Here is a 21284-nt window from a genome sequence, read left to right as displayed (position 1 = left end):
ATGGGGAGAATGAAAGTTGAAAAAACAGAAATGGAAAAATCTTTTTTTCCTTTTACTGGGTATTAATTTATTCATAATTGTTTTATTGTTATTTTTAATCTACAGCCCAATTGAGGAAGATGAATATACATCACCTGACCTGAATACAACTGCTCATGTCCCGTTTAAGATTAAGACAGATAAACAGGATTTAAATCAAGTTATTAATCATTATCTAGAAAAAGAAAGTTTAAACGGGGCGATCGACTATCAAATTTTATTAAATGACGAAGTAGAGCTGAGAGGTGCACTACCTGTATTTAGTCAAGAAATTCAAATGAAGCTAACTTTTGAACCAATTGCATTAGAAAATGGCGATATTCTCCTCGAGCAAAAGTCGATTTCCGTTGGTCAGCTGCAATTGCCGGTTTCATATGTATTAAAATTTGTAAGAGATAAATATAAACTCCCGAATTGGGTTACAATTCAGCCGAATGAAGAAAAAATATATGTTTCATTGCAGAAAATGAAGTTAAAAAGTGATATTCATGTAAAAGTGGATGAGTTTGATTTAAGAAATGATGATATTCGATTCACACTATGGGTACCAGTTAAGTAAAAAGAAAATTGAATGAAGGCATGAAACAAAAGTCTTTTAGTACTTTTGTTTCATGCCTCTTTTTATCGCGAATTAACAGGCAGTTGGTCTCCCACAAATAACGATTCACTTTATCCTTTAATGATGATTGCTTCTAAATTAGGTTCGCCATCTGCTAATCCAATAAGCAGAATAGAATAAGCTCTTTTTGGCTTAAGCTGGATTTGGGATAATGGCAGGACGATATTAGAAGAGCCTGATATTCGCGCTTCCAGATCTACTATCATTGGAGAGAGGCTTAGGTAACTTGTAGATTTGCGGAATGATACATTTGAAAATAAGACATCCCTGTCTTTAACTGCAATATCCAATTCTGGAGAGTCAGGGGAAAGATGGACAAATCTTAATTTGGTTTCTTTGTTAGGTACTCGTGGTTCATCTTCTAATACAATCCACTTTATATTCTTTACATAACCAGTAGGAATAAAAGTATAATGCCTGTCATGTTCAATCTTTATTTTTCTGCTTAGTATAGTGGAGACCATATTTCCTGCAGGATAAATATCGACCTGATGCTTGCCTATGGGGATTGACAAGTAATTACTTATTTCTTTATATGGGAAATCCCTTAGTATTCGTATTCCATTAATATAAATATCTACATTTTTTGTATCCGTAGAAGCATGTACGAAGCGAATTTTTCCAGAATCAGTTATATTTTGATGATTAGACATCATGTTCGATCGTAAATAATGTGTGGCCATATTTATATAATGTAAATGTTTTTGGTAATATGCAATATGCTTATTGGGGTCAGAATATTTATAGTAATTTGCTAGCAAATCGTATTTGCCTGCTTTTTGAAAAAAATCTAAATTATTTCTATTTCTAGACATACCCCTCGCTCCAATCTAGATGGTATATGCCATTAACATATGCATGATTATATAGGGGGGTGTCATGAATGTAGTTCATGTTTTTTAAAAAATTTGTAAATGGTACTTTACTTTTGGATAGCTATTCCATATAATAAAAACAAAGATACGGAAGGTGGGTGAAGTGCAATGTCAATATTATTATTTGTAAATACGTTATTTGTTGATAATTATTGCACAGCCCAATCTATATCTGTTTAATTTAGTAGAAATTTAATTTTTTCTATGCTTATTAAACCATGGGCTGTGTTGCCTATGGTTTTTTTATACTTTTATAAGCATGGAGGAATTAAATTTGAATTTATCTACGATTGGTTTTAATGAATTTTTTGAGAACGAATTTGAGTCATATAAAGAAGAAGGCTATATTGTTGGCAGGGTAGCGCTTGAACATAAAAGAATGTATCGCGTGTGGACTGAGGAAGGAGAGCTTCTTTGTGAAGTGTCAGGGAAGTTTTCCTATTTGGCTGCCTCTAGAGAGGATTTTCCTGCTGTAGGGGATTGGGTTGTGTTAAAAGCACGAACTGGAGAAGATCGTGGAATGATACACGGAGTACTACCTAGGAAAAGTAAGTTCTCCAGAAAAGCTGCTGGTACAAATACCGAGGAGCAAATTGTGGCTACGAATGTAGATACCATATTCCTTGTCAATTCACTTAATGATGATCTTAATTTACGTCGAATTGAAAGATATTTGCTGTTATCCTGGGAAAGTGGTGCTAACCCAGTTATCGTTTTAACTAAGTCAGATTTATGTGATGATTTGGAAAAAAAATTATCCGCTATAGAAGGAATTGCAATGGGCGTACCTGTAGTAACTGTCAGTGTCATTGAAGAAAAGGGGATTTCTGAACTGCAAACATTTCTTTTGCCGGGGAATACAGTTGCACTACTTGGATCCTCTGGTGTAGGAAAATCAACATTGACGAATTATCTTTTAGGAGAGGAAAAGCAGAAGGTACAGGAAATTCGTGAAGTTGATGATAAAGGTCGACATACAACCACTCATCGTGAATTGATACTTCTTCCTGGAGGAACAGTTTTGATCGATACGCCAGGCATGAGGGAGCTTCAGCTTTGGGATAGCAATGATGGTTTAGTCGAAAGCTTTTCTGATATTGAAACGACTGCAGAAGAATGTAAGTTTAGGAACTGTACTCATGAACAGGAGCCGGGCTGTGCAGTTAAACAGGCAATTAAAGACGGCATATTTGACATAGATCGTCTTTTAAGCTATAAAAAACTCCAAAAAGAGCTTGCCTATTTAGAAAGAAAACAAGAAAAACGAGCCCAGGTTGAGGAGAAAAAACGCTGGAAAAGCATTACCATTAGTGTAAAGAATGCAAAAAAGGAAAATTACTAATGAAAGAAATTTTGGACCTCTTTGGAAAAAGGGGTCTATTTTATTTATAATCTGTGCTAAAAAGTTTAGACAGCACTTTTCGATAAAATAGGCAAACACCCGTACAGGTCAAGCACCAACATCATAAGTTAATATGGAAAATGCCCCAAAAAAAGCGAGGAGTGAAAATTATGCAATATGGATATGGATGTGATCCATGCTATCCAGGATATGGATTTCCAGTTGCTGGTGCTGGCATTGGACCTGTAGGTGAGTGTGGATTTCCAGTTGCTGGTGCTGGTATAGGACCTGTAGGTGGTTATGGATTTCCAGTTGCTGGTGTTGGTATAGGACCTGTAGGTGGTTGTGGGTTTGGCGGCTTTGCCTTAATTGTTGTATTGTTTATTCTATTGATTATTATTGGAGCAAGCTGTGTAGGCTTCTGATAAAAAGAAAAGAGGTCATTCTTTGACCAAGAGCAAGATTGTAAATGAATAAGTAAAAAGTTATTGGAATTAATTATCATATCAGGACTGTCTCTTTTATTCAAAGGGGCAGTCATTTTTGTCTAAAAGAAATGTTCAAGATTAATATCGGGCTAAAGTAAATTTTAACTTCCCATTAAGTATCGGCCAATATTGTATTATACATATATTAACTATTTTTATTAAAAAATAATTGTTCTTTTATACTTGCTATAAGTCTGGTAAAATATTGTTATTTTATTAGTAAATAGGGAGAGATCAATATGCTTGCGGGACGGTTAAAACCAGGAGATCAAATTAGGGTAATAGCCCCATCAAGAAGTATGGCGATTTTAAAAGGGAAGCAAATAGAAATTGCGTCAGAGCGGTTGAATCAACTCGGGTTCAATGTTACTTTTGGAAAAAATGTTGAACAGCATGATGATTTTTTTAGTACCTCAATAGAAGAGAGAATCGAGGATTTACACGACGCTTTTCGTGATCCTGATGTAAAAGGAATTCTTACGGTGCTTGGCGGCTATAATGCGAATCAGCTGCTAAAGTATATTGATTTTGACTTAATCCGCGACAACCCAAAGGTATTTTGCGGATATAGTGATATAACGGCGTTAAACGCAGCGATTTACAAAAAAACCGGCTTGATTAATTATTCAGGACCAAATTTCTCAAGCTTTGGAGTAAAATATGGATTTGAGTATACATTAGAATCTTTCATTCAAGCTGTCACAAACGATGCTCCATATGAGATTGAACCATCCTCTCATTGGAGTGATGATGCATGGTATCTTGATCAAGAGGATCGAACATTCATTGAACAGGATGGCTATTTTGTGCTGCAGGAAGGGAAAGCAGAAGGTACTTTAATTGGCGGAAATTTATGTACACTTAATTTATTGCAAGGTACAGAGTTTATGCCTTCACTGAAAAATGCGATCCTCTTTATTGAGGATGATGATGAATCACATGCTCTAACATTTGATCGTGATCTTCAATCACTTCTTCATCTTCCAGATGCTAAAGATATTCAAGCAGTTTTGATTGGTAGATTTCAAAAAGATTCACATATAACAGAAGAAGCTCTTAGAAAAATTATTGCATCAAAGAAGGAATTAGCACATATTCCAATTATAGGTAATGTTAATTTTGGCCATGTTCAGCCGTTCGCAACGATTCCGGTAGGGTCTCATGCAACAGTTTCAGCTACTGGCAATAAAACAGAAATCCTAATAGAGCAAAATTCCATTATAAACCACAAATAAAAGTATCTATTCTAAAGACAGCTAGTAAACGGCTGTCTTTTTTTAGCTCATAGGAAAGTTTAAGTTTATTAGCGTACTAAAGTAAAGTGTGTGTTCAATTAAATATCTGCTAATAAGATCGCATAAGTAAAACTAAGGCCTTCGCCAAAAAGGACTTGGCGAAGGCCAAGTTTTTCTAATTTTCACGATATATATGAAAGATTTAGACAATCATCTCATATAATCTAGTATTGTCTTAATGGTATGAAATCGTTGTAAATGGGATGGAGGAGGCTGGCTTATGCACCAAACAAACTTAATTAAGCCATTGCTGGGTGCTAATTATCCAGTAATCGATTATGGTAAAGGAATTTATTTATACGACAATGAAGGAAAGGAATATTTGGATGCCTCGTCAGGTGCAATTACCGCAAATATCGGTCATGGAGTAAAGGAAATAATAGATGCCATGCTTGAACAGGCAAAACGTGTGTCATTCGTATACCGATCACAGTTTACGAGTGATGCGGCAGAAAAGCTTGCCCAAAAAATTGCTGAACTCACGATAGGTGACTTAAACTGGTGTTTTTTTGTAAATAGCGGCTCTGAAGCAACTGAGACGGCAATGAAAATCGCTATTCAACACTGGCAAGAAAAAGGGATCCACACAAAACAAAAAGTCCTATCGAGATGGATGAGCTATCATGGGATAACATTAGGTGCCTTATCAATGTCTGGCCATACAGGTAGGAGGGCAAGATTCATCCCACTTCTAGAAGATTTTCCTGTCATTCATCCACCCTATTGCTACAGATGTCCATATAATCTGGAAGCTTCAAATTGTGGGCATGTATGCGCACAGGAGCTCGATACAGTCATTAAGAGAATCGGAGCAAATCAAATAGCTGCATTTATCGCGGAACCGATTATCGGTGCATCTGGAGGGGCCATAACACCACCGAAGGGCTACTATAAAGTAATTAAAGAAATATGTGAAAAAAATGACATCCTCTTTATTGCAGATGAAGTCATGACAGGCTTTGGCAGAACAGGAGCGATGCTAGCATGTGAACATTGGGATATAGAGCCGGATATTGTTGCACTTGGTAAAGGAATGGGGGCTGGCTATGCTCCGATTGCTGCTGCTTTAGTAAGTGAACGAGTGATGAAACCTATTTTGGCGGGATCAAAAATTGTAATGAGCGGACATACATTAAGCGCTAATCCACAATCATGTGCAGTTGCGCTTGCCGTTCTTGAATATTTAGAGAAGAACGAAATTATTAAAGAAGTAGATAAAAAAAGTGTGTATTTGATAGAAAAACTAGAAAAGCTCCAAGATAACTTTCCATTTATAGGAGATATCCGAGGGAAAGGGCTCATGATCGGCTTAGAATTTGTTAAGGATAGGGAAGAAAAAACCCCTTTTCCAAGAGAACTTCAATTAACACAAAAACTCATTCAGCTTGCACAGAATTGTGGTCTGCTCATTTATCCAGCTGGAGCAGGAATTGATGGAATCAATGGTGATTCAGTATTAATCGCTCCTCCATTAACTATTACGATTCCTGAAATAGATGAATTAATAAAGAGATTACAAGTGACATTCCAACTTTTTTCGAATAAATATTTGTCAGTCAGGGAGGGAATGGAGTAATGGAAAATTCCTTCAAAAAAATTATTTCTATTGAGGAGGCAATGGAGCATTTTCATGACGGAATGACCATATTGTTTGGCGGCTTTGGTGGAATTGGCTCTCCACCTACGATTATCGATGGTATTCTTGAAAAAGGGATTCGTCATTTAACACTAATTGGGAATGATACAGGATTCCCTCATATAGGGATAGGCAAAATCGTTAGTCAAGGAAGAGCTGGGAAAATCATTGCTTCCCATATTGGCTCAAATCCAGTTGCTGGGCAATTAATGACTGAAGGACAGCTGGAAGTGGAATTTTCTCCTCAAGGTATTCTTGCTGAAAGAATTAGGGCAGGTGGAGTAGGAGTAGCTGGAATCTTATCCGATATCGGTATGGATAATGAGTTGGTTTCAAGCAACAAACAGAAAGTCAATTCTAAGGGTAAAGAGTATTTAGTTGAAACGGCTCTCACAGGAGATGTTTCTATCGTATTTGCGAAAAAAGCTGATTCATATGGGAACCTTATATATGATAAAAGTGCGAGAAATACGAATCCGCTAGTTGCAATGGCAGGAAATATTACAATTGCAGAGGTAGAGGAAATCGTCCCATTAGGCAGCTTAAATCCAGACGAAATTATTACACCTGGAGTGTTTGTTGATTATATTGTTCCTTCTAAAGGGGTGAATTGGAAATGGGTATGGGAATAGAAAGTCGAAATAGAATTGCCAAGCGTGCTGCAGAGGAAATAAAGGAAGGGATGGTCGTGAATCTAGGTATCGGTATTCCTTCCCTCGTTCCAAACTATTTGCCTAAGCAGATTAATGTCCTGTTTCATGCAGAAAATGGGATAACGGGGATGGGGGCAAGTCCTGTTAAAGGAGAAGAAGACGAAAACCTATGCAATGCAGGAGGCTATCCAGTTACAGTTGTCAAAGGGGCTTCCTATTGTGACAGTGCAGTTTCCTTTGGCATGATTCGTCGTGGGAGAATCGATGTGACCATTCTTGGTTCCTTACAGGTGAGTGAAAAAGGAGATCTAGCTAATTGGATTGTACCGGGTAAGAAAGTTCCTGGTATGGGAGGAGCAATGGAATTAGCGCAAAAGGCTAAAAAAGTTATTGTATTAATGAATCATACAGACAAAAGAGGAAATGCAAAAATAGTGAAGGAATGTTCGCTGCCGTTAACTTCTGCTAAATGTGTAAATGTAATCATTACTGAAATGGCTGTTTTTCAAGTATCGGGACATGGATTAATTCTTACTGAATTATTTTCACCTTATACGATTGAAGAAGTAAGAATGAATACCGGTTGTGATTTTCAAATAATTGAAAATCTAGAAATCATAGACTAGTAAGGTTCGGAAATGTAACAGTTTGTTATTCTAAGGAGTGACGGTATGTTGGAAGAAAAAAAAATAAAAAAATGGCTTGCGGAAAACAAAAAAAAAGGAATGAACCTCCTGCAAAGACTTGTTCAGGAAGGAAGTATACGTGGAAATGAAAGCAGTGCACAGGCAATTATTATTGAAAAATGCAGGGAGCTTGGTCTTTCATTAGATATTTGGGAAATTGGAGAGGATGATCTATTCACCCATCCGGTCTTTTGCTCAGATCGAAAAGACTTTTCAGGAAATCCCAATATTGTTGGAGTGCTTAAAGGTGCTGGTGGAGGCAGGTCGATTATACTTAACGGCCACATTGATGTTGTCCCAGCAGGGGATCGAAATGAGTGGAAACATGACCCTTTCAGCGGACATATTGAGGAAGGAAATATCTATGGCCGAGGGTCTACTGATATGAAAGGTGGGACTGTTTCCCTTTTATTAGCAATTGAAGCGATCATAAATTCCGGTATTCAATTAAAAGGGGATGTTATTTTTCAGAGTGTTATTGAAGAAGAGAGTGGTGGGGCTGGCACACTCGCAGCAGTTTTAAGAGGATATAAAGCAGATGGGGCCATTATTCCAGAACCGACAAATATGAAATTGTTTCCAAAGCAGCAAGGTTCAATGTGGTTTCGGATCACTGTAAAAGGACGTTCTGCACATGGTGGAACAAGGTATGAAGGGATAAGTGCAATTGAAAAAGCGATGATAGTTATGACAGGATTGCAGAATTTAGAGAAAAAGAGAAATGAGAAAATTACTGATCCGCTGTATGAAAACATACCGATACCAATTCCTATTAATATAGGGAAAATCCATAGTGGAGAATGGCCATCATCAGTTCCTGATATTGCAGTTATTGAAGGAAGGATGGGGGTGTCACCTGATGAAAAGATGGAAGATGCAGAAAAAGAAATGGAGGCAATGTTAGTTCAAATCTCAGAAGCGGATAATTGGTTATGTTTAAATCCCCCAATAATAGAATGGTTCGGAGGAAGATGGCTTCCAGGAAATCTTGAAGCTAATCATCCATTAATAGAAACGATTTCAGAATGCTTTCAAAAAGTGAAACAGACGAGACCGGTAGTTGAAGCATCGCCATGGGGAACAGACGGTGGGATCCTTTCTACTGTGGCGGACATCCCTGTTGTTGTGTTTGGACCAGGAGTAACAGAGGTAGCGCACGATGTGAATGAGTATATTTCAATTAATGAAGTATTTGTAGCGGCTGAAATAATTGCTTTAACGCTTTTAAAATGGTGTGAAACTAATTAGATTTATTTGGATTAAAGTGCCTTTTCTAATAATTGTTTTGTCCCGTTTTTATCAACCTCGAGGGAAGGCGCTTAGTCTTTTCAATTATGGAGGAAAGAAAAGATGGAAAAAATTACTGATATACAATTAATTCAAACCGATCAATTTTCATTGGAAGTTTATAAAGATTTGTTTAACAAACGAATTCGAGTAGATGATTTATGTGGAAATATACCTGAAGCAATTAAAAAAGCAGAAACGCTCGTAAATAGTCAGCATGCAGAAAAACTAATTATTAAAGGAAGAAAAGAACATTATCTAAGCCTAATTGAACATGGCTATCATTGCGAGGCAATGATTGAGAATTATTTTCTTGGCTCAAATCTTTATTTTTTTTGTAAATATTATACTTCTGAAAGAAGGACAAGCACTCAGTGGCTGAACGAAGATCATATTGTAAAAAATGTTGTTGCATTAGAAAGAAACAGTTACCCAATTCTTCCTCCATCCGAGTATAAACTAAAAAAAATAACCATTGAGGATGCAAAAAGCTTAGCAAACCTTTATGGGAAAGTATTTCAAATCTATCCAACTCCACTCAATGATCCTCAGTATATTGAAAAAACAATACAAGATGGTACTATTTATTATTGCTTCCATCTTAATGGAGAAATTGTCAGCGCGGCATCGGCTGAAGTTAATTCCTTCTACAAAAACGCCGAATTAACCGATTGTGCAACTTTACCTGAACACCGTAAGCATGGCTTAATGAAAATTTTATTAGAGAAGCTTGAAGCTGATTTGAGGGGAAATGGTGTATATTGTGCTTATTCAATTGCAAGATCCTTATCATTTGGTATGAATGCTGCCTTGCACCAGCTAGGATATTACTATCGAGGTAGACTTATCAATAACTGTTATATTTTTGATAAGCTGGAGGATATGAATGTTTGGGTAAAGGATCTTTCAAAATAATTCTGAAGGTGCTTGATCCATTTCTACTGCCAAATTTTCGGCAGAAAGAAGACAATTTTTCGGCTGTTATAACATATATATTTATAAAAAGGGGGGATAGGGATCACTAAATTACATGTAAAATCAAAAGAGGTACTTTCAGCCATTTTAAATGGAATAGATGAAGGGATTCATGTTGTAGATTTAAATGGAAAAACCATCTATTATAATGAAATCGCGGCTAAGCATGATGGAATGAATGTAAACGAAGTATTAGATAGACCACTTTTATCCGCTTTTCCCTCGTTAAATGAACAGACTAGTACGCTCTTAAAAGTGATGAAAACAAATAAACCCATTTATAATCAATCTCAGTCATATGTAAATGCCCACGGACATCAAATTGAAACGATAAATACCACACTCCCAATTAGAGTGAGTGGTAAGACGGTAGGAGCAGTGGAGATTGCGAAGGATTATTCAAGGTTGAAGCTACTTTCTGAAAGATTGCTTGATTTACAGAAAAAGATGGAACTCCCAGTGAAGAAAAAAAAGAAATCCTCAACTAGTACGCAATATACTTTAGATAGTATTTTAACAGTTAGCTCTGACTTAATGGCAGTTAAAGATGAAGCAAAAAAGCTTGCAAAGTCAGATTCCCCTATAATGGTTTTTGGAGAAAGCGGTTGTGGGAAGGAGCTTTTTGTACAAGGTATTCACCATGCCTCTTTACGAGCAGAAGGTCCTTTTATTGCCCAGAACTGTGCAGCAATCCCAGAGACATTACTAGAAAGCATTTTATTTGGAACATCGAAAGGATCCTATACAGGTGCGGTGGACCGGCCAGGCTTATTCGAGCTTGCGGATGGAGGTACCCTTTTTCTTGACGAAATCCATACGATGCCAATTGAGCTGCAGGCGAAGCTTCTTAGAGTTCTGGAGGACGGTCTTGTAAGAAGAGTTGGCAGTACGGAAAGTTTTTTTGTAAATGTACGAATTATTGCGGCAATGAATGTTCATCCACAAATAGCACTTGAAAAGCAGCAGATAAGAGATGATCTTTTTTACCGATTAAATGTTTTGACCTTTAGACTTCTACCGTTAAGGGAAAGGCAGGAGGATATTCCCTTTCTTACAGAACACTTTATTTCTTCTTTTAATTTAGCTTTTAAAAAGAGTGTTATAGGTGTGAATGCTAAGGTAATGACTTACTTTAAAACGTATGGCTGGCCTGGGAATGTAAGAGAATTAAAACACACAATAGAGTATATGATGAATGTATGTGAAGGAGAGTTTTTAACAGAAATAGATTTGCCAGTCATGCTGAAGCAAAATTTTATGCATACAAAAATGGAGAAGAAAATAATAAGTCTATCCTTGAGAAATAATCTACAGCAGTTAGAAAAAGAGTTAATAAAGGATGCCCTTCAACAAACCGATGGAAATATAAATCAGGCAGCACAGCTCCTTGAGATTCCTAGGCAAACATTACAATATAAACTTCAAAAGCTGAAATGAACGAATGCCGAATAGTCGGCATTTTTTTCTTTTGTATAAAGATTTTTATGAAATAAAAATGATCTCTTTATTAAACTAATAAATATTAAATGAGTAATGGCGGACGGTGTAAAGCCTACAGGCATTCGATATATGGATAATTTTGATTTGGCACAATAATTGCATATGTATTATATATAGAAATTCTGAGGAGGATTAAAAATGAAACAATTTTTATACAAACCATCCCGTCATTGGAAGGATATTGAGCTATGGAAGGATGTATCAGAAGAACAATGGAATGATTGGCTTTGGCAGCTGACCAATACCATTCGTTCAGTGAATGACTTAAAGAAGGTTATAAACCTTACTCCTGAAGAGGAGGAAGGTGTAAGGATATCAACGAAAACAATTCCCTTAAATATTACTCCATATTATGCATCTTTGATGAATCAAGATGATCCGCGTTGTCCAGTTCGCATGCAATCAGTACCGATTTCAAAGGAAATTTATAAGACGAAATATGATCTTGAGGACCCGCTACATGAAGATGAGGATTCCCCAGTGCCTGGCCTCACACATCGATATCCAGATCGTGTTCTCTTTCTTGTCACGAATCAATGCTCAATGTATTGCCGCTATTGTACAAGAAGACGTTTTTCTGGGCAGATTGGAATGGGAGTACCGAAGAAACAGCTGGACGCTGCTATCGATTATATAAGAAGTGAACCTCAAATAAGAGACGTTCTTATTTCCGGTGGAGATGGGCTTTTAATAAACGACAATATTTTAGAATATATTTTAAAAAACCTCCGCGAAATTGACCATGTAGAAATTATTCGTATTGGTACAAGAGCACCCGTTGTTTTTCCTCAAAGAATTACCGAAAACCTTTGTAATATCTTAAAAAAGTATCATCCAGTTTGGTTAAATACCCACTTTAATACCTCCATAGAAATTACCGAAGAATCCAAAAAAGCATGTGAGATGCTTGCCAATGCAGGTGTACCAGTTGGGAATCAATCTGTCATTCTAGCAGGAATAAATGACAGTGTCCCGATTATGAAAAGACTAATGCATGATCTCGTAAAAATTAGAGTTAGACCTTATTATATTTATCAATGTGATTTATCAGAGGGAATTGGCCATTTCCGTGCACCTGTTTCAAAAGGGCTAGAAATTATTGAAGGACTCCGTGGGCATACATCAGGATATGCTGTACCAACCTTTGTTGTTGATGCTCCTGGAGGTGGAGGGAAAATCCCCCTGCAACCAAATTATATCCTATCTCAATCTCCTACAAAAACCGTGCTACGTAACTTTGAAGGCGTCATAACTACGTATCCAGAACCAGAGAACTATACCCCTGGTTTTGCGGAGGATTACTTTAAGAAAGTCTATCCTGATGCAGAAGAGAAACGTTCAGATATTGGTATCTCTGGTTTAATGAATGATGCGGAGTTTAACTTAGTGCCAGAAGGTCTAAAGCGTTTGGACCGTCGTACTGAATATGAAATCAATCCTGAACATGCTTCGTTGAAAGATCAACGCGAAAAACGTGATCAATTAAAAGAAAAGAAATTTCAGGCACAGCAAAAAAACACCCAAGCAACAAAGGGAGATGATTGAACATGGAAACTTGTCCATGGTGTGAAGTAGGAAAACTTTCAACGGTAATGGATACGGTCTATTGGGAATTACCAGATGGCTTAAGAGCGGTAGAAATTGATGAAACTCCATCTTTCTATTGTGATAATTGTCATGTGCAATTTCAAAGTGACGAAACGACGAAAGAAATTGAAGATCAATTGTTTTTAATTGATACGAAGCAGTTAGGAAAGCAGACGACGTATGAGGAGTTATTGAAGATGAAGCGGGTGTTGAAGCGGAATTATTTTGATTTTACGTAGGAGACAAGAGCATTATGGTAAAAAAGAAGATCAGCTATTATCATATGGTTGTACCCATGTTGTCATTGAGAGTACAGGAGTTTACTGGAAACCCGTTTATCAGCTTTTGGAGCTGGAACCTTCCATCCAAACATATGTCAATAATGCCCAACACATTAAACAAGTGCCTGGTCGAAAAACAAATGTGAAAGATGCTGAATGGATTGCGGACCTCCTTAAAACTGGTTTGTAAAAACCATGTTATATTCCTAACCGTGATCAACATGAACTTCGTGATTATGTTCGAAATCGCAAGAGCCTTATCGATGAACGTGCTCGAGAATCTAATCGTAAACAAAAAGTCATAGAAGGAGCTAATATTAAACTAGGTTCCGTTGCTAAAGATATTTTGGGTGTTTCAGGCAGGTTAATGATTCGTCAACTCATTGATGGTGAAGCAAATCCAGATTCGATTTGTAAGCAGTGATCAAGAAAAAGCGGTGTATGAAAGAGAAAATAAGATAAAAGGTATAAGAAAGTAATTCTGATAGTATAAAAAAGTTTGAACCCAATAATGAAGGGTTCAAACTTTTGTTTTGATTATTGTTTATTTGCTTCGTTTATGACACTAAGCGAATTGTTAAGTGCAGATTTGCACTTGCTCGCATCAGGGTTTGATGAACGAACTGCTGCTAATACACTGTCAATCGTTCCATCAATTTTAGTCCATGTTGTGCCATCCATGTTTCTAAGCTTAGGTTCTGCTGTGTCCCATTGATGTTCTAAATTGTCAGCACTTTTTTTAGCAGAAGTAAAGTTATTTGAGTTTACATCTTTTAGCATGTCATTTTCAATTTTAATAAAATCTGTTAATTGTCCAGATAATGTAGTTTGTGAAGAATCGGTTTGCGATGCTATATTATTACTGCACCAAACATAACCGCCTATACCAAGAACTAGGAAAATACACAGTACCGCAAAGGTTTGTGTCAAAACATTTTTCTTGCTTCCATTTGTTTGGTTTATTTCTTTTGTTTCACTTTTTGCCGTTGTATCAATTTTTGTAACAGCAAGAAAAATGATGATCGCTAATATAGCTATAAGAAAAATTACACTAGTAACTGTTGCCCCTAAATCTAACCCACCATTAACTTTTGGTTGAGATAGGTAATCTCCTAATGAGGCTCCTAGTGGCCGAGTAAGAATATACGCAACCCAAAACGCTAATACTCCATCAAGTTTCAAAAATTTCCAAGCTAAAAATACACAAGCGATTATAATAACGACTATTATTCCTGTGTTAAGATAACCAAGACCAAGTTGTTCGGAATATAAATCTCCGACTGCTGTTCCAAGTGCAAATGTGAAAAGAATGGTTAGCCAGTAGTAAGCTTCTCTTTTTTTTGTATAAATGGAATGGATTGAGAGTGTTTTTTCACTAAGATACCAAAGAAGAAAAGTTAATCCTAGGAGCACGGAGAAAACTACTGTACTTAACTCAAGTGGTACTCCCATACTGTCTGTCAAATTATCAGTTACCAAAGTTCCAAATACACTTATTAGAACAACAGTTAGCCAATAAATGCCTGGAACATATTTAGTTGCTCTGAATTGAAGATTCAATACAATGAAAAACGCTATTCCCATAATTATGGTAGTGAAAGTTAAACCAAATCCAAGGTTGAAATTTAGGAAATCAGCGAATGTTTCACCGACAGTTGTGCATAAAACTTTGATTATCCAGAAGAAAATAGTGACTTGTGGTACCTTGCTTAACATTATCCTATCTGGCGATTCGTTTCCAGTGGAAGTGTTTATTGTCATAACCTCATCTCCGATTTGTATATATAATCTGAAAGTCTGTGAAAGAATCTTTTAGATATAGTTGGATTGTAATATTTTGTTCTAAATTTTCTATGAAAATTTTCTTAAATATTTCTTAAATCGAAATGATACGTGTATTTAAGAAATATTTAAGATTTGATAAATAAAATATTTAGTTTATGAAGTTACGCTTATTCTCTAACATAAGTAGTTGGATTGGAAAAAGATAATACTTTTCCTGTTTGTTATTATGATGTTCTTTGTTCTTTGTACATATACTAGGATCTAATAGATTTAATAAAAAAGAATTATAAACTAGAAGGCTGTGAAACATGTGTCGATTCGTCTAAGATTATTACTTTCGTACATTGCCATGATTATTATTCCTATATTATTTACTCTGATTGTTGCTATTCTTGTTGCTTTACTATTTAGAGGGGATATAAAAGAAATGAGGGACCTATATTTACCCCCTGAAGAAAACGTAGCTATTTCCCAAAAAGAACAATTAACAATTGATTATTATCGTCAGACTAAAGTTGATCCTGAGCGATTTTTGGATCAGTCATTTTTACATGAGACAAATCAAAAGCTGAGTCAATTTGGTTTTAGACTGGTCGTTAGAAAGGATAATAAACTGATTTATGTACCATCCTCTCTTAAAAATCTGGATAAAGGGGACTTGCAGCCATTTGGCGCAAATAGAGAAGTTAATCAGGTAGAACGGATTGGTGTTAATCAATTTGTATCAATCAAGCAACTTGATTTTTTCTTTTCAGATTATTCGGAAGGTACTTTGTTTTTTATTCAAGATGCCAGCGGGTTTGCAGAAATTATGCGTTCACTTTTTCCAACTATCATTATCTTATTAATTGTCATTTTGGTCGTAACGAATGGTTTGCTTACTTACTATGTGTCCAGGACTATAATAAGGCCAATAAGTAAACTCCAAAAGGCTGTAAGTATGATGAAAGAAGGTAATCTTAATGTAGAGATTAAACCAGAATCACAGGATGAGTTGGGGCAGCTTGCAAAAGGGTTTGAAGAAATGAGAATAAGGTTAAAAGAGTCAATTGATTTACAGTTATCCTATGAAAACAATCGAAAAGTATTAATAGCAAATATTTCTCATGATTTAAAAACACCCATTACCAGTATTATTGGATATGTAGAAGGAATACGTGATGGAGTGGCTAATAGTCCCCAAAAAATGGAACGATATATCAAAACCATCTATACGAAGGCAAGAGATTTAGATCGAATGATTGACCAGCTATTTTTATTTTCTAAATTAGATTTACAAAGACTCCCTTTTCATTTTGAAAGAATAAAATTTGATCATTACCTATCTGACTTTGTAGAAGAACTTCGATTTGATGTAGAGGGAAAGAATGTGGAAGTGAATTTGGATATTGATAAAAATGAGACATATGAAGTGATGGGAGACCGTAAGCATCTTAAACGTGTCATCACAAATATTACAGATAACTCCTTAAAATATAATGATAAAGAAGAAAAGAAGCTAGATTTTCATCTTTCTGCAATGGATTCATATATTCTGTTCAAATTAGAAGATAACGGACCTGGGGTTAATGAAAAAAGTATTCCTTATATCTTTGATCAGTTTTATCGCGCAGATTTGTCTCGGGGAACAAAAAAGGGCGGAAGTGGGCTAGGTTTATCCATTGCCAAAAGGATCATTGAAGAACATCACGGATCCATTTGGGCAGAGAACAACATGAAAGCGGGTATATCGATTTTTATTAAGTTAAAGAGGGTAAATGAAAATGGTGAAAAAATTATTAATTATTGAAGATGATATAAGTATTGCTGAGTTACAACGTGATTATTTAGAAATAGATGGCTTTGAAGTTGACATTGCCTTGACAGGGGAGGATGGTCTACATAAAGCATTACATGATCAAGTGGACTTAATTTTATTGGATTTAATGCTTCCAGAAGTCGATGGATTTCAAATTTGTAAGGCGATCAGAATAGAAAAGAATATTCCTATCATCATGGTTTCGGCAAAAAAAGAAGATATCGATAAGATTCGAGGTCTCGGTTTGGGTGCGGATGACTATATCGTAAAACCATTTAGTCCTAGTGAGTTGGTGGCAAGGGTGAAAGCCCATATTTCACGGTATGAAAGGTTAGTTTCAAGAGAACCTCAAAAAGATACGATTTTTTTTCGAGGACTACGTATGGATAAGGAGTCGAGAAGGGTCTATGTCAATAATTGTGAAGTGATTTTTACTACGAAGGAATTTGATATTTTACTGTTTTTAGCTATGCATCCTGACCATGTTTTTAGTAAGGAACAATTATTTGAGCGGATATGGGGAATTGATTCCTTTGGAGATATTTCAACTGTTACGGTCCATATTAGAAAAATTAGGGAAAAGATTGAAGACGACTCTTCTCACCCACAATATATTGAGACGATATGGGGAGCTGGGTATCGATTTAAAGGGTAAATATCTCTATTCCTTAACCGATTTATATACTTTTGTATATTTCTAAACCTCTTACATGGATACGCATGGATCCATGTTTTTTTTATGTAGCATAAGAATTTACAAAGAGAACCAGGGTGAGAAGTCCTTTATTCCTATTATCTTCTATTAATTAATATTTTTTTAATAATTGGTTAAGGTGTTATTTATTATTTTGATTTATTCTTTTAGTAATCAAAATGGTTGATGAATTTAATACAAGAGACAGCTTCTTTTCAAAAATAATAGATGGGAGTTTCAGCATGAAATTAACAGGACATCTGTTCAGCGCTTTTCTTATAAGTTTGCTTTCGCTTATCGGTTTTAGTTATATCGCGATGTTAATTAATGGTCAGAAAATCGTTCGATTTGATCAATCGGTGATTTCCTTTATTCAAGGCTTTGAGTCGCCAATGCTAACCCAAATCATGAAATTTTTCACATACATCGGGTCATTCCCTTCCGTACTTGTTATTTTTCTTATAGTATCTTTTTTTTTATATTTTGTATTGAAGCATCGTGCAGAGCTCATATTGTTTGGGACTGTAGTTATCGGAACCCCCATTATCAATCAGATTTTAAAACAATTCTTTCATCGAGCTCGCCCAGATCTACATCGATTGATTGAAATAGGAGGATACAGCTTTCCTAGTGGACATGCAATGAATGCATTTGCAGTTTATGGAATCCTTGCTTTTCTGTTATGGCGACATTTGAATACCCGTTTAGGACGTATTACTCTAATTATGATTAGTAGTATATCCATTCTGATGATTGGTACGAGTCGGATTTATCTAGGGGTACACTATCCAAGTGATATTATTGGCGGGTATTTAGCCAGTGGCTTTTGGCTTGCAATTTCTATTTGGTTTTTCCAGAGATATAGAGAGAAGCGGTATGCAAGAAATAGTTTCTCCGAAAGTAAGGGATAAATTATTGGCACAACTTGAAAATATTGTATTAGGTTGTTAGATTCTATCAGGATAAGGAGAGTAATAATGGAAAATTGGATAACGGAAGTCATGAATATGTATGGATATATAGGGATTCTTCTTTTAATAGCTTTAGAGAATATTTTACCCCCTATTCCATCTGAAGTGATTTTAACATTTGGCGGCTTTATGACTACCACATCAAATATGAGTATTATAGGGGTGATTGCCGTTTCAACGGTTGGCTCAGTAATCGGGGCAATTGCTCTCTATGGGATAGGCTTACTTATTGATGTGAATCGATTAGGAAAAATTGTTGATAAGTGGGGATATATCTTGCGCTTAACCTCAAAAGATATTGATAAAGCGAATGCTTGGTTTCATAAGTTTGGTGTTTGGACAGTACTCTTAGGGAGACTTGTTCCCTTGGTTAGAAGCTTAATTTCAATTCCAGCTGGTATGGCCCATATGAACTTTGGCATATTTTTATTGTTTACGACCGTTGGTTCCTTAATTTGGAATAGTGTGCTAGTAACTTTGGGTGCAGCAGTAGGAGCTTCATGGAATACGATTGTCGGGTATATGGACACATATTCTAATACTACCTTACTCGTTTTGGTAGTGATCTTTGTATTATTTATTATTCTATTTTTGAAAAATAGAGTGAAATTGAACAATTAAATATAGATAAAAAAATTAATGGCACAGCCGAGGCTTCTAAAAAGGAATTATTTTGATTTTTAACTGCAAAAAATAGGTATAGTTCACAAATAATTCATGTTTTTTTCACAAACTCTTTTTCCACTATCATTATAATGAGTATTAGGGATACTATTCATTTATAATTGGGAGGAAAAGGGAATGCAGCTAACGCTAATGATTATGCTTGCTGTAGCTATGTTTGGTTTATTTTTTAGCGGGTATTATGCGGGTGTTATTAAAGAGAAGTATGGGAAGAATTGGCTTCAAGCTGTTCCGATTACAGTGGCGATTTTACTGTTTAATATTATTTGGATACTGACTGAATTAGCAAAGTCAGATCGCTATCAGTAATAAATATACGGTTGATACCATTGTTTCATAATGTGAAAAAGCAATCCAGCATTGGATTGCTTTTTCATTTGGACAAAATGCGAATAATTGCTTATAGTATACGATATATTCTTTCATTCTAATGAATTACAGAGCAAAAAATAATCTTAAAATAAAAATGGCTAGGAAGGCGTGTGTATATAATGGCAAAACCATTTTATCATTTTCTACTGAAATATCGGCATCCAACTCCAAAAGATTCAATTAGCCTTTTTGCAAATCATGTCTACCAAGACCACGGTTTTCCAAAAACATCATCAAATTATCATGAGCTTAGCACATATTTAGAATTAAATGGTTCCTATATGGAGAGCATGTCAGTATTTGATGATGTGTGGGAATTGTACAAGTTATATGAAGAACAAAGATAATCTGTGTTTCTATATACGGACCGCATTTAATTGTATTTGCATATACTATCGTAATCAATAATTCACGACTCACACCCGAGAGGATGGAGGAAATGAGCGATAGGAAAAAATCTAAATTTAATATCGGTGATACAGTCGTGATCACTATGTATGGAACGGTTGGTAAGATTACAAATATGAAGTGGCTCGACGGTATGTATGTTTATGAGGTTAATAGAAGTGAAGGCCTATATATGGAATCAAGCTTGGAAATGCTTTCTGATTATAAAGGGGAAATAATGGAAAAGGAACATATTGATATAGAGTATAAGTACTTTTTTGGAGATTTAGTACAAGTAAAGGGCTATGGATCAGACTTGTTCAAAGTCGTTGGGTTTAGAACAGAAATATGGCGTTATAAAGAGGATGCTTGGGAGGATATTATTTACGAACTAACAAGAATTAGTGATGCGGAATGGCTTGAAGCAAATGAAGAGGAATTAATACTTGTAGCAGATGCGGAAAGTGCGGATGCCTTCATTCAAAAGCTGGGACTTCTGTACTTACTGAATAAGAAGGAAAAATTGCCAGAACTAAAAGAGAAAAAGGGAAACTCCTTCCGCAAAGCAGAAAAGGAAATATTAGCAGAAATACGAGAGAAAAAGCTTTTAATTGATGGTTTATTAGATATATTTAATGATTATCGCATTCTCTACGAGATGTTTCATGACGAAGAATATAGACATATAATGCGTGTAATTTTAAGAAAACTGAAGCAGATTTCGAACAATGATGGAAAAAGTACAGTATAATTTCATTTGTTAAACTGAATTAATAAGAACACAATATATGGGATACCAAACCATAGTACGACCTTATACAGACCATTTAAAAACTGGCCGTAAAAATGGATGATCAAACTTTCTTCCTTATTTAAGTCCTCTGAAATTACTGCAGCTAATTTAGAGAATTTAGCCATGTCTTACTCCTCCATTTTATTAACGATTTTCCGTATAATTTTGCGCAAGGCACTTATTTTTCATTTATATGCTTGTCCTTAATAAAAATGTCAGAAAAAAAATGAAGAAAGATTTTTAGTAATGTATTAGAATCATTATCAAAATGCTTGTTATTTGCATGAAAATCAAAAGGACAACATACATTCTCTACAAAGGGGGCGGTGCTATGAAAGAAATGGAAGTGATTATTGATACGGAAGAAATAGCAGAATTTTTCTTTCATGAGCTGACAAGAAGAGGGTTTGTGCCTACTGAAGGTGAATTAGAAGAGCTTGCGGATATTACATTCGAATACCTATTACAAAAATGTATTATTGATGAAGAAATGGAAGAAGATTAGAATAGAAAAAATGACGAGAAAGCTCTCGTCAT

General features: G+C 35.6%; 23 protein-coding genes and 1 pseudogene. 21 read left to right on the top strand and 3 right to left on the bottom strand.

All coding sequences use genetic code 11. The features are described 5' to 3' along the window. Nucleotides 1-16 precede the first annotated feature (16 nt). Nucleotides 17-598 carry a YpmS family protein gene (locus FSZ17_RS14285; protein ID WP_057771181.1) on the top strand — a complete coding sequence of 194 codons (582 nt, stop codon included), beginning with the start codon at nucleotides 17-19 and terminating at the stop codon, nucleotides 596-598. 110 nt (nucleotides 599-708) lie between these two features. Here the strand turns inward: FSZ17_RS14285 and FSZ17_RS14280 are convergent, their stop codons facing one another. Continuing rightward, complete coding sequence (locus FSZ17_RS14280) at nucleotides 709-1473, bottom strand: DUF4397 domain-containing protein (RefSeq protein WP_057771179.1); 765 nt, start codon at nucleotides 1471-1473, stop codon at nucleotides 709-711. Between the two features lie 319 nt (nucleotides 1474-1792). Here FSZ17_RS14280 and rsgA point away from each other — a divergent pair, with 319 nt between their 5' ends. The 12 genes and pseudogenes from rsgA to FSZ17_RS23775 form a co-directional block, all read left to right on the top strand. Next, the gene (rsgA, locus tag FSZ17_RS14275) at nucleotides 1793-2875 is read left to right on the top strand and encodes a ribosome small subunit-dependent GTPase A (RefSeq protein ID WP_185150629.1); all 1083 of its coding nucleotides are present in this window, start codon (nucleotides 1793-1795) and stop codon (nucleotides 2873-2875) included. Between the two features lie 281 nt (nucleotides 2876-3156). Further along, nucleotides 3157-3300: a YjcZ family sporulation protein gene (locus FSZ17_RS14270; RefSeq protein ID WP_194295279.1), complete on the top strand. Its 144-nt coding sequence runs from the start codon at nucleotides 3157-3159 to the stop codon at nucleotides 3298-3300. Nucleotides 3301-3602: 302 nt separating this feature from the next. Then, on the top strand, nucleotides 3603-4598 hold the full coding sequence (locus FSZ17_RS14265; protein ID WP_057771173.1) for a S66 family peptidase: 996 nt from the start codon (nucleotides 3603-3605) through the stop codon (nucleotides 4596-4598). Nucleotides 4599-4878: 280 nt separating this feature from the next. Next, nucleotides 4879-6234 carry an aspartate aminotransferase family protein gene (locus FSZ17_RS14260; RefSeq protein WP_057771171.1) on the top strand — a complete coding sequence of 452 codons (1356 nt, stop codon included), beginning with the start codon at nucleotides 4879-4881 and terminating at the stop codon, nucleotides 6232-6234. Continuing rightward, the gene (locus tag FSZ17_RS14255; protein ID WP_057771169.1) at nucleotides 6234-6926 is read left to right on the top strand and encodes a CoA transferase subunit A; all 693 of its coding nucleotides are present in this window, start codon (nucleotides 6234-6236) and stop codon (nucleotides 6924-6926) included. Before FSZ17_RS14260 ends, FSZ17_RS14255 begins: the two co-directional genes overlap by 1 nt. After that, complete coding sequence (locus tag FSZ17_RS14250; protein WP_057771167.1) at nucleotides 6911-7573, top strand: 3-oxoacid CoA-transferase subunit B; 663 nt, start codon at nucleotides 6911-6913, stop codon at nucleotides 7571-7573. The genes FSZ17_RS14255 and FSZ17_RS14250 overlap by 16 nt, the downstream gene beginning before the upstream one ends. Before the next feature lie 45 nt (nucleotides 7574-7618). Continuing rightward, nucleotides 7619-8881 (top strand): peptidase, encoded by a 1263-nt coding sequence (locus FSZ17_RS14245; RefSeq protein ID WP_057771165.1) that lies wholly within the window; start codon nucleotides 7619-7621, stop codon nucleotides 8879-8881. Between the two features lie 102 nt (nucleotides 8882-8983). Continuing rightward, nucleotides 8984-9835, top strand: a complete 852-nt coding sequence (ablB, locus tag FSZ17_RS14240; RefSeq protein ID WP_057771163.1) for a putative beta-lysine N-acetyltransferase — start codon at nucleotides 8984-8986, stop codon at nucleotides 9833-9835. Nucleotides 9836-9937: 102 nt separating this feature from the next. Further along, on the top strand, nucleotides 9938-11332 hold the full coding sequence (locus FSZ17_RS14235; RefSeq protein ID WP_057771161.1) for a sigma-54 interaction domain-containing protein: 1395 nt from the start codon (nucleotides 9938-9940) through the stop codon (nucleotides 11330-11332). 201 nt (nucleotides 11333-11533) lie between these two features. Beyond that, nucleotides 11534-12940: a lysine 2,3-aminomutase gene (kamA, locus tag FSZ17_RS14230; protein WP_057771159.1), complete on the top strand. Its 1407-nt coding sequence runs from the start codon at nucleotides 11534-11536 to the stop codon at nucleotides 12938-12940. Between the two features lie 2 nt (nucleotides 12941-12942). Continuing rightward, nucleotides 12943-13221, top strand: a complete 279-nt coding sequence (locus FSZ17_RS14225) for a YokU family protein (protein ID WP_057771157.1) — start codon at nucleotides 12943-12945, stop codon at nucleotides 13219-13221. Between the two features lie 28 nt (nucleotides 13222-13249). Beyond that, nucleotides 13250-13675: pseudogene (locus FSZ17_RS23775) on the top strand (IS110 family transposase); the annotation flags it as partial. Between the two features lie 125 nt (nucleotides 13676-13800). Here FSZ17_RS23775 and FSZ17_RS14215 read toward each other — a convergent pair. Then, nucleotides 13801-15024, bottom strand: coding sequence for a COG4705 family protein (locus tag FSZ17_RS14215; protein ID WP_057771153.1), 1224 nt, complete (start codon nucleotides 15022-15024; stop codon nucleotides 13801-13803). A gap of 334 nt (nucleotides 15025-15358) precedes the next feature. On the opposite strand from FSZ17_RS14215, the gene FSZ17_RS14210 reads away from it, so the two are divergent. The 7 genes from FSZ17_RS14210 to FSZ17_RS14180 all read left to right on the top strand — a co-directional run bounded on the left by FSZ17_RS14210 (nucleotide 15359) and on the right by FSZ17_RS14180 (nucleotide 20705). Beyond that, the gene (locus FSZ17_RS14210; protein ID WP_057771151.1) at nucleotides 15359-16837 is read left to right on the top strand and encodes a sensor histidine kinase; all 1479 of its coding nucleotides are present in this window, start codon (nucleotides 15359-15361) and stop codon (nucleotides 16835-16837) included. Next, nucleotides 16806-17501 carry a response regulator transcription factor gene (locus FSZ17_RS14205; RefSeq protein ID WP_057771149.1) on the top strand — a complete coding sequence of 232 codons (696 nt, stop codon included), beginning with the start codon at nucleotides 16806-16808 and terminating at the stop codon, nucleotides 17499-17501. Before FSZ17_RS14210 ends, FSZ17_RS14205 begins: the two co-directional genes overlap by 32 nt. A 281-nt stretch (nucleotides 17502-17782) precedes the next feature. Next, a complete protein-coding gene (locus tag FSZ17_RS14200) occupies nucleotides 17783-18451 on the top strand; it encodes a phosphatase PAP2 family protein (protein ID WP_057771146.1) in 669 nt (222 codons plus the stop codon). Nucleotides 18452-18517: 66 nt separating this feature from the next. Continuing rightward, a complete protein-coding gene (locus tag FSZ17_RS14195) occupies nucleotides 18518-19132 on the top strand; it encodes a DedA family protein (RefSeq protein WP_057771144.1) in 615 nt (204 codons plus the stop codon). Nucleotides 19133-19312: 180 nt separating this feature from the next. Further along, the gene (locus FSZ17_RS14190; RefSeq protein ID WP_057771142.1) at nucleotides 19313-19504 is read left to right on the top strand and encodes a hypothetical protein; all 192 of its coding nucleotides are present in this window, start codon (nucleotides 19313-19315) and stop codon (nucleotides 19502-19504) included. A gap of 182 nt (nucleotides 19505-19686) precedes the next feature. Then, complete coding sequence (locus FSZ17_RS14185) at nucleotides 19687-19914, top strand: YozE family protein (protein ID WP_057771141.1); 228 nt, start codon at nucleotides 19687-19689, stop codon at nucleotides 19912-19914. A gap of 92 nt (nucleotides 19915-20006) precedes the next feature. Beyond that, nucleotides 20007-20705: a hypothetical protein gene (locus FSZ17_RS14180; RefSeq protein ID WP_057771139.1), complete on the top strand. Its 699-nt coding sequence runs from the start codon at nucleotides 20007-20009 to the stop codon at nucleotides 20703-20705. A gap of 2 nt (nucleotides 20706-20707) precedes the next feature. Here the strand turns inward: FSZ17_RS14180 and FSZ17_RS23475 are convergent, their stop codons facing one another. Further along, entirely contained in the window at nucleotides 20708-20872 is a 165-nt protein-coding gene (locus FSZ17_RS23475) for a hypothetical protein (RefSeq protein WP_156416235.1), read from the bottom strand. Nucleotides 20873-21078: 206 nt separating this feature from the next. On the opposite strand from FSZ17_RS23475, the gene FSZ17_RS14175 reads away from it, so the two are divergent. Further along, nucleotides 21079-21252: a YozD family protein gene (locus FSZ17_RS14175; protein WP_082625225.1), complete on the top strand. Its 174-nt coding sequence runs from the start codon at nucleotides 21079-21081 to the stop codon at nucleotides 21250-21252. Nucleotides 21253-21284 lie beyond the last annotated feature (32 nt).

The sequence above is a fragment of the Cytobacillus dafuensis genome (assembly GCF_007995155.1).
GTDB classification, from domain to species: Bacteria; Bacillota; Bacilli; order Bacillales; family Cytobacillaceae; genus Cytobacillus; species Cytobacillus dafuensis.
Note: the sequence above shows the minus strand (reverse complement) of the source record. Positions and strands in the feature narration are given on the sequence as shown.

Bases quoted from the DNA above. Each gene is read 5' to 3' on its own strand.
- FSZ17_RS14260 (WP_057771171.1), top strand. From the start codon at position 4,879: ATGCACCAAACAAACTTAATTAAGCCATTGCTGGGTGCTAATTATCCA.
- FSZ17_RS23475 (WP_156416235.1), bottom strand. From the start codon at position 20,872: ATGGCTAAATTCTCTAAATTAGCTGCAGTAATTTCAGAGGACTTAAAT.
- FSZ17_RS14195 (WP_057771144.1), top strand. From the start codon at position 18,518: ATGGAAAATTGGATAACGGAAGTCATGAATATGTATGGATATATAGGG.
- FSZ17_RS14185 (WP_057771141.1), top strand. From the start codon at position 19,687: ATGGCAAAACCATTTTATCATTTTCTACTGAAATATCGGCATCCAACT.
- FSZ17_RS14265 (WP_057771173.1), top strand. From the start codon at position 3,603: ATGCTTGCGGGACGGTTAAAACCAGGAGATCAAATTAGGGTAATAGCC.
- rsgA (WP_185150629.1), top strand. From the start codon at position 1,793: ATGGAGGAATTAAATTTGAATTTATCTACGATTGGTTTTAATGAATTT.
- kamA (WP_057771159.1), top strand. From the start codon at position 11,534: ATGAAACAATTTTTATACAAACCATCCCGTCATTGGAAGGATATTGAG.
- FSZ17_RS14175 (WP_082625225.1), top strand. From the start codon at position 21,079: ATGAAAGAAATGGAAGTGATTATTGATACGGAAGAAATAGCAGAATTT.
- FSZ17_RS14215 (WP_057771153.1), bottom strand. From the start codon at position 15,024: ATGACAATAAACACTTCCACTGGAAACGAATCGCCAGATAGGATAATG.
- FSZ17_RS14200 (WP_057771146.1), top strand. From the start codon at position 17,783: ATGAAATTAACAGGACATCTGTTCAGCGCTTTTCTTATAAGTTTGCTT.
- FSZ17_RS14205 (WP_057771149.1), top strand. From the start codon at position 16,806: ATGAAAATGGTGAAAAAATTATTAATTATTGAAGATGATATAAGTATT.
- ablB (WP_057771163.1), top strand. From the start codon at position 8,984: ATGGAAAAAATTACTGATATACAATTAATTCAAACCGATCAATTTTCA.
- FSZ17_RS14180 (WP_057771139.1), top strand. From the start codon at position 20,007: ATGAGCGATAGGAAAAAATCTAAATTTAATATCGGTGATACAGTCGTG.
- FSZ17_RS14280 (WP_057771179.1), bottom strand. From the start codon at position 1,473: ATGTCTAGAAATAGAAATAATTTAGATTTTTTTCAAAAAGCAGGCAAA.
- FSZ17_RS14250 (WP_057771167.1), top strand. From the start codon at position 6,911: ATGGGTATGGGAATAGAAAGTCGAAATAGAATTGCCAAGCGTGCTGCA.
- FSZ17_RS14255 (WP_057771169.1), top strand. From the start codon at position 6,234: ATGGAAAATTCCTTCAAAAAAATTATTTCTATTGAGGAGGCAATGGAG.
- FSZ17_RS14225 (WP_057771157.1), top strand. From the start codon at position 12,943: ATGGAAACTTGTCCATGGTGTGAAGTAGGAAAACTTTCAACGGTAATG.
- FSZ17_RS14190 (WP_057771142.1), top strand. From the start codon at position 19,313: ATGCAGCTAACGCTAATGATTATGCTTGCTGTAGCTATGTTTGGTTTA.
- FSZ17_RS14245 (WP_057771165.1), top strand. From the start codon at position 7,619: ATGTTGGAAGAAAAAAAAATAAAAAAATGGCTTGCGGAAAACAAAAAA.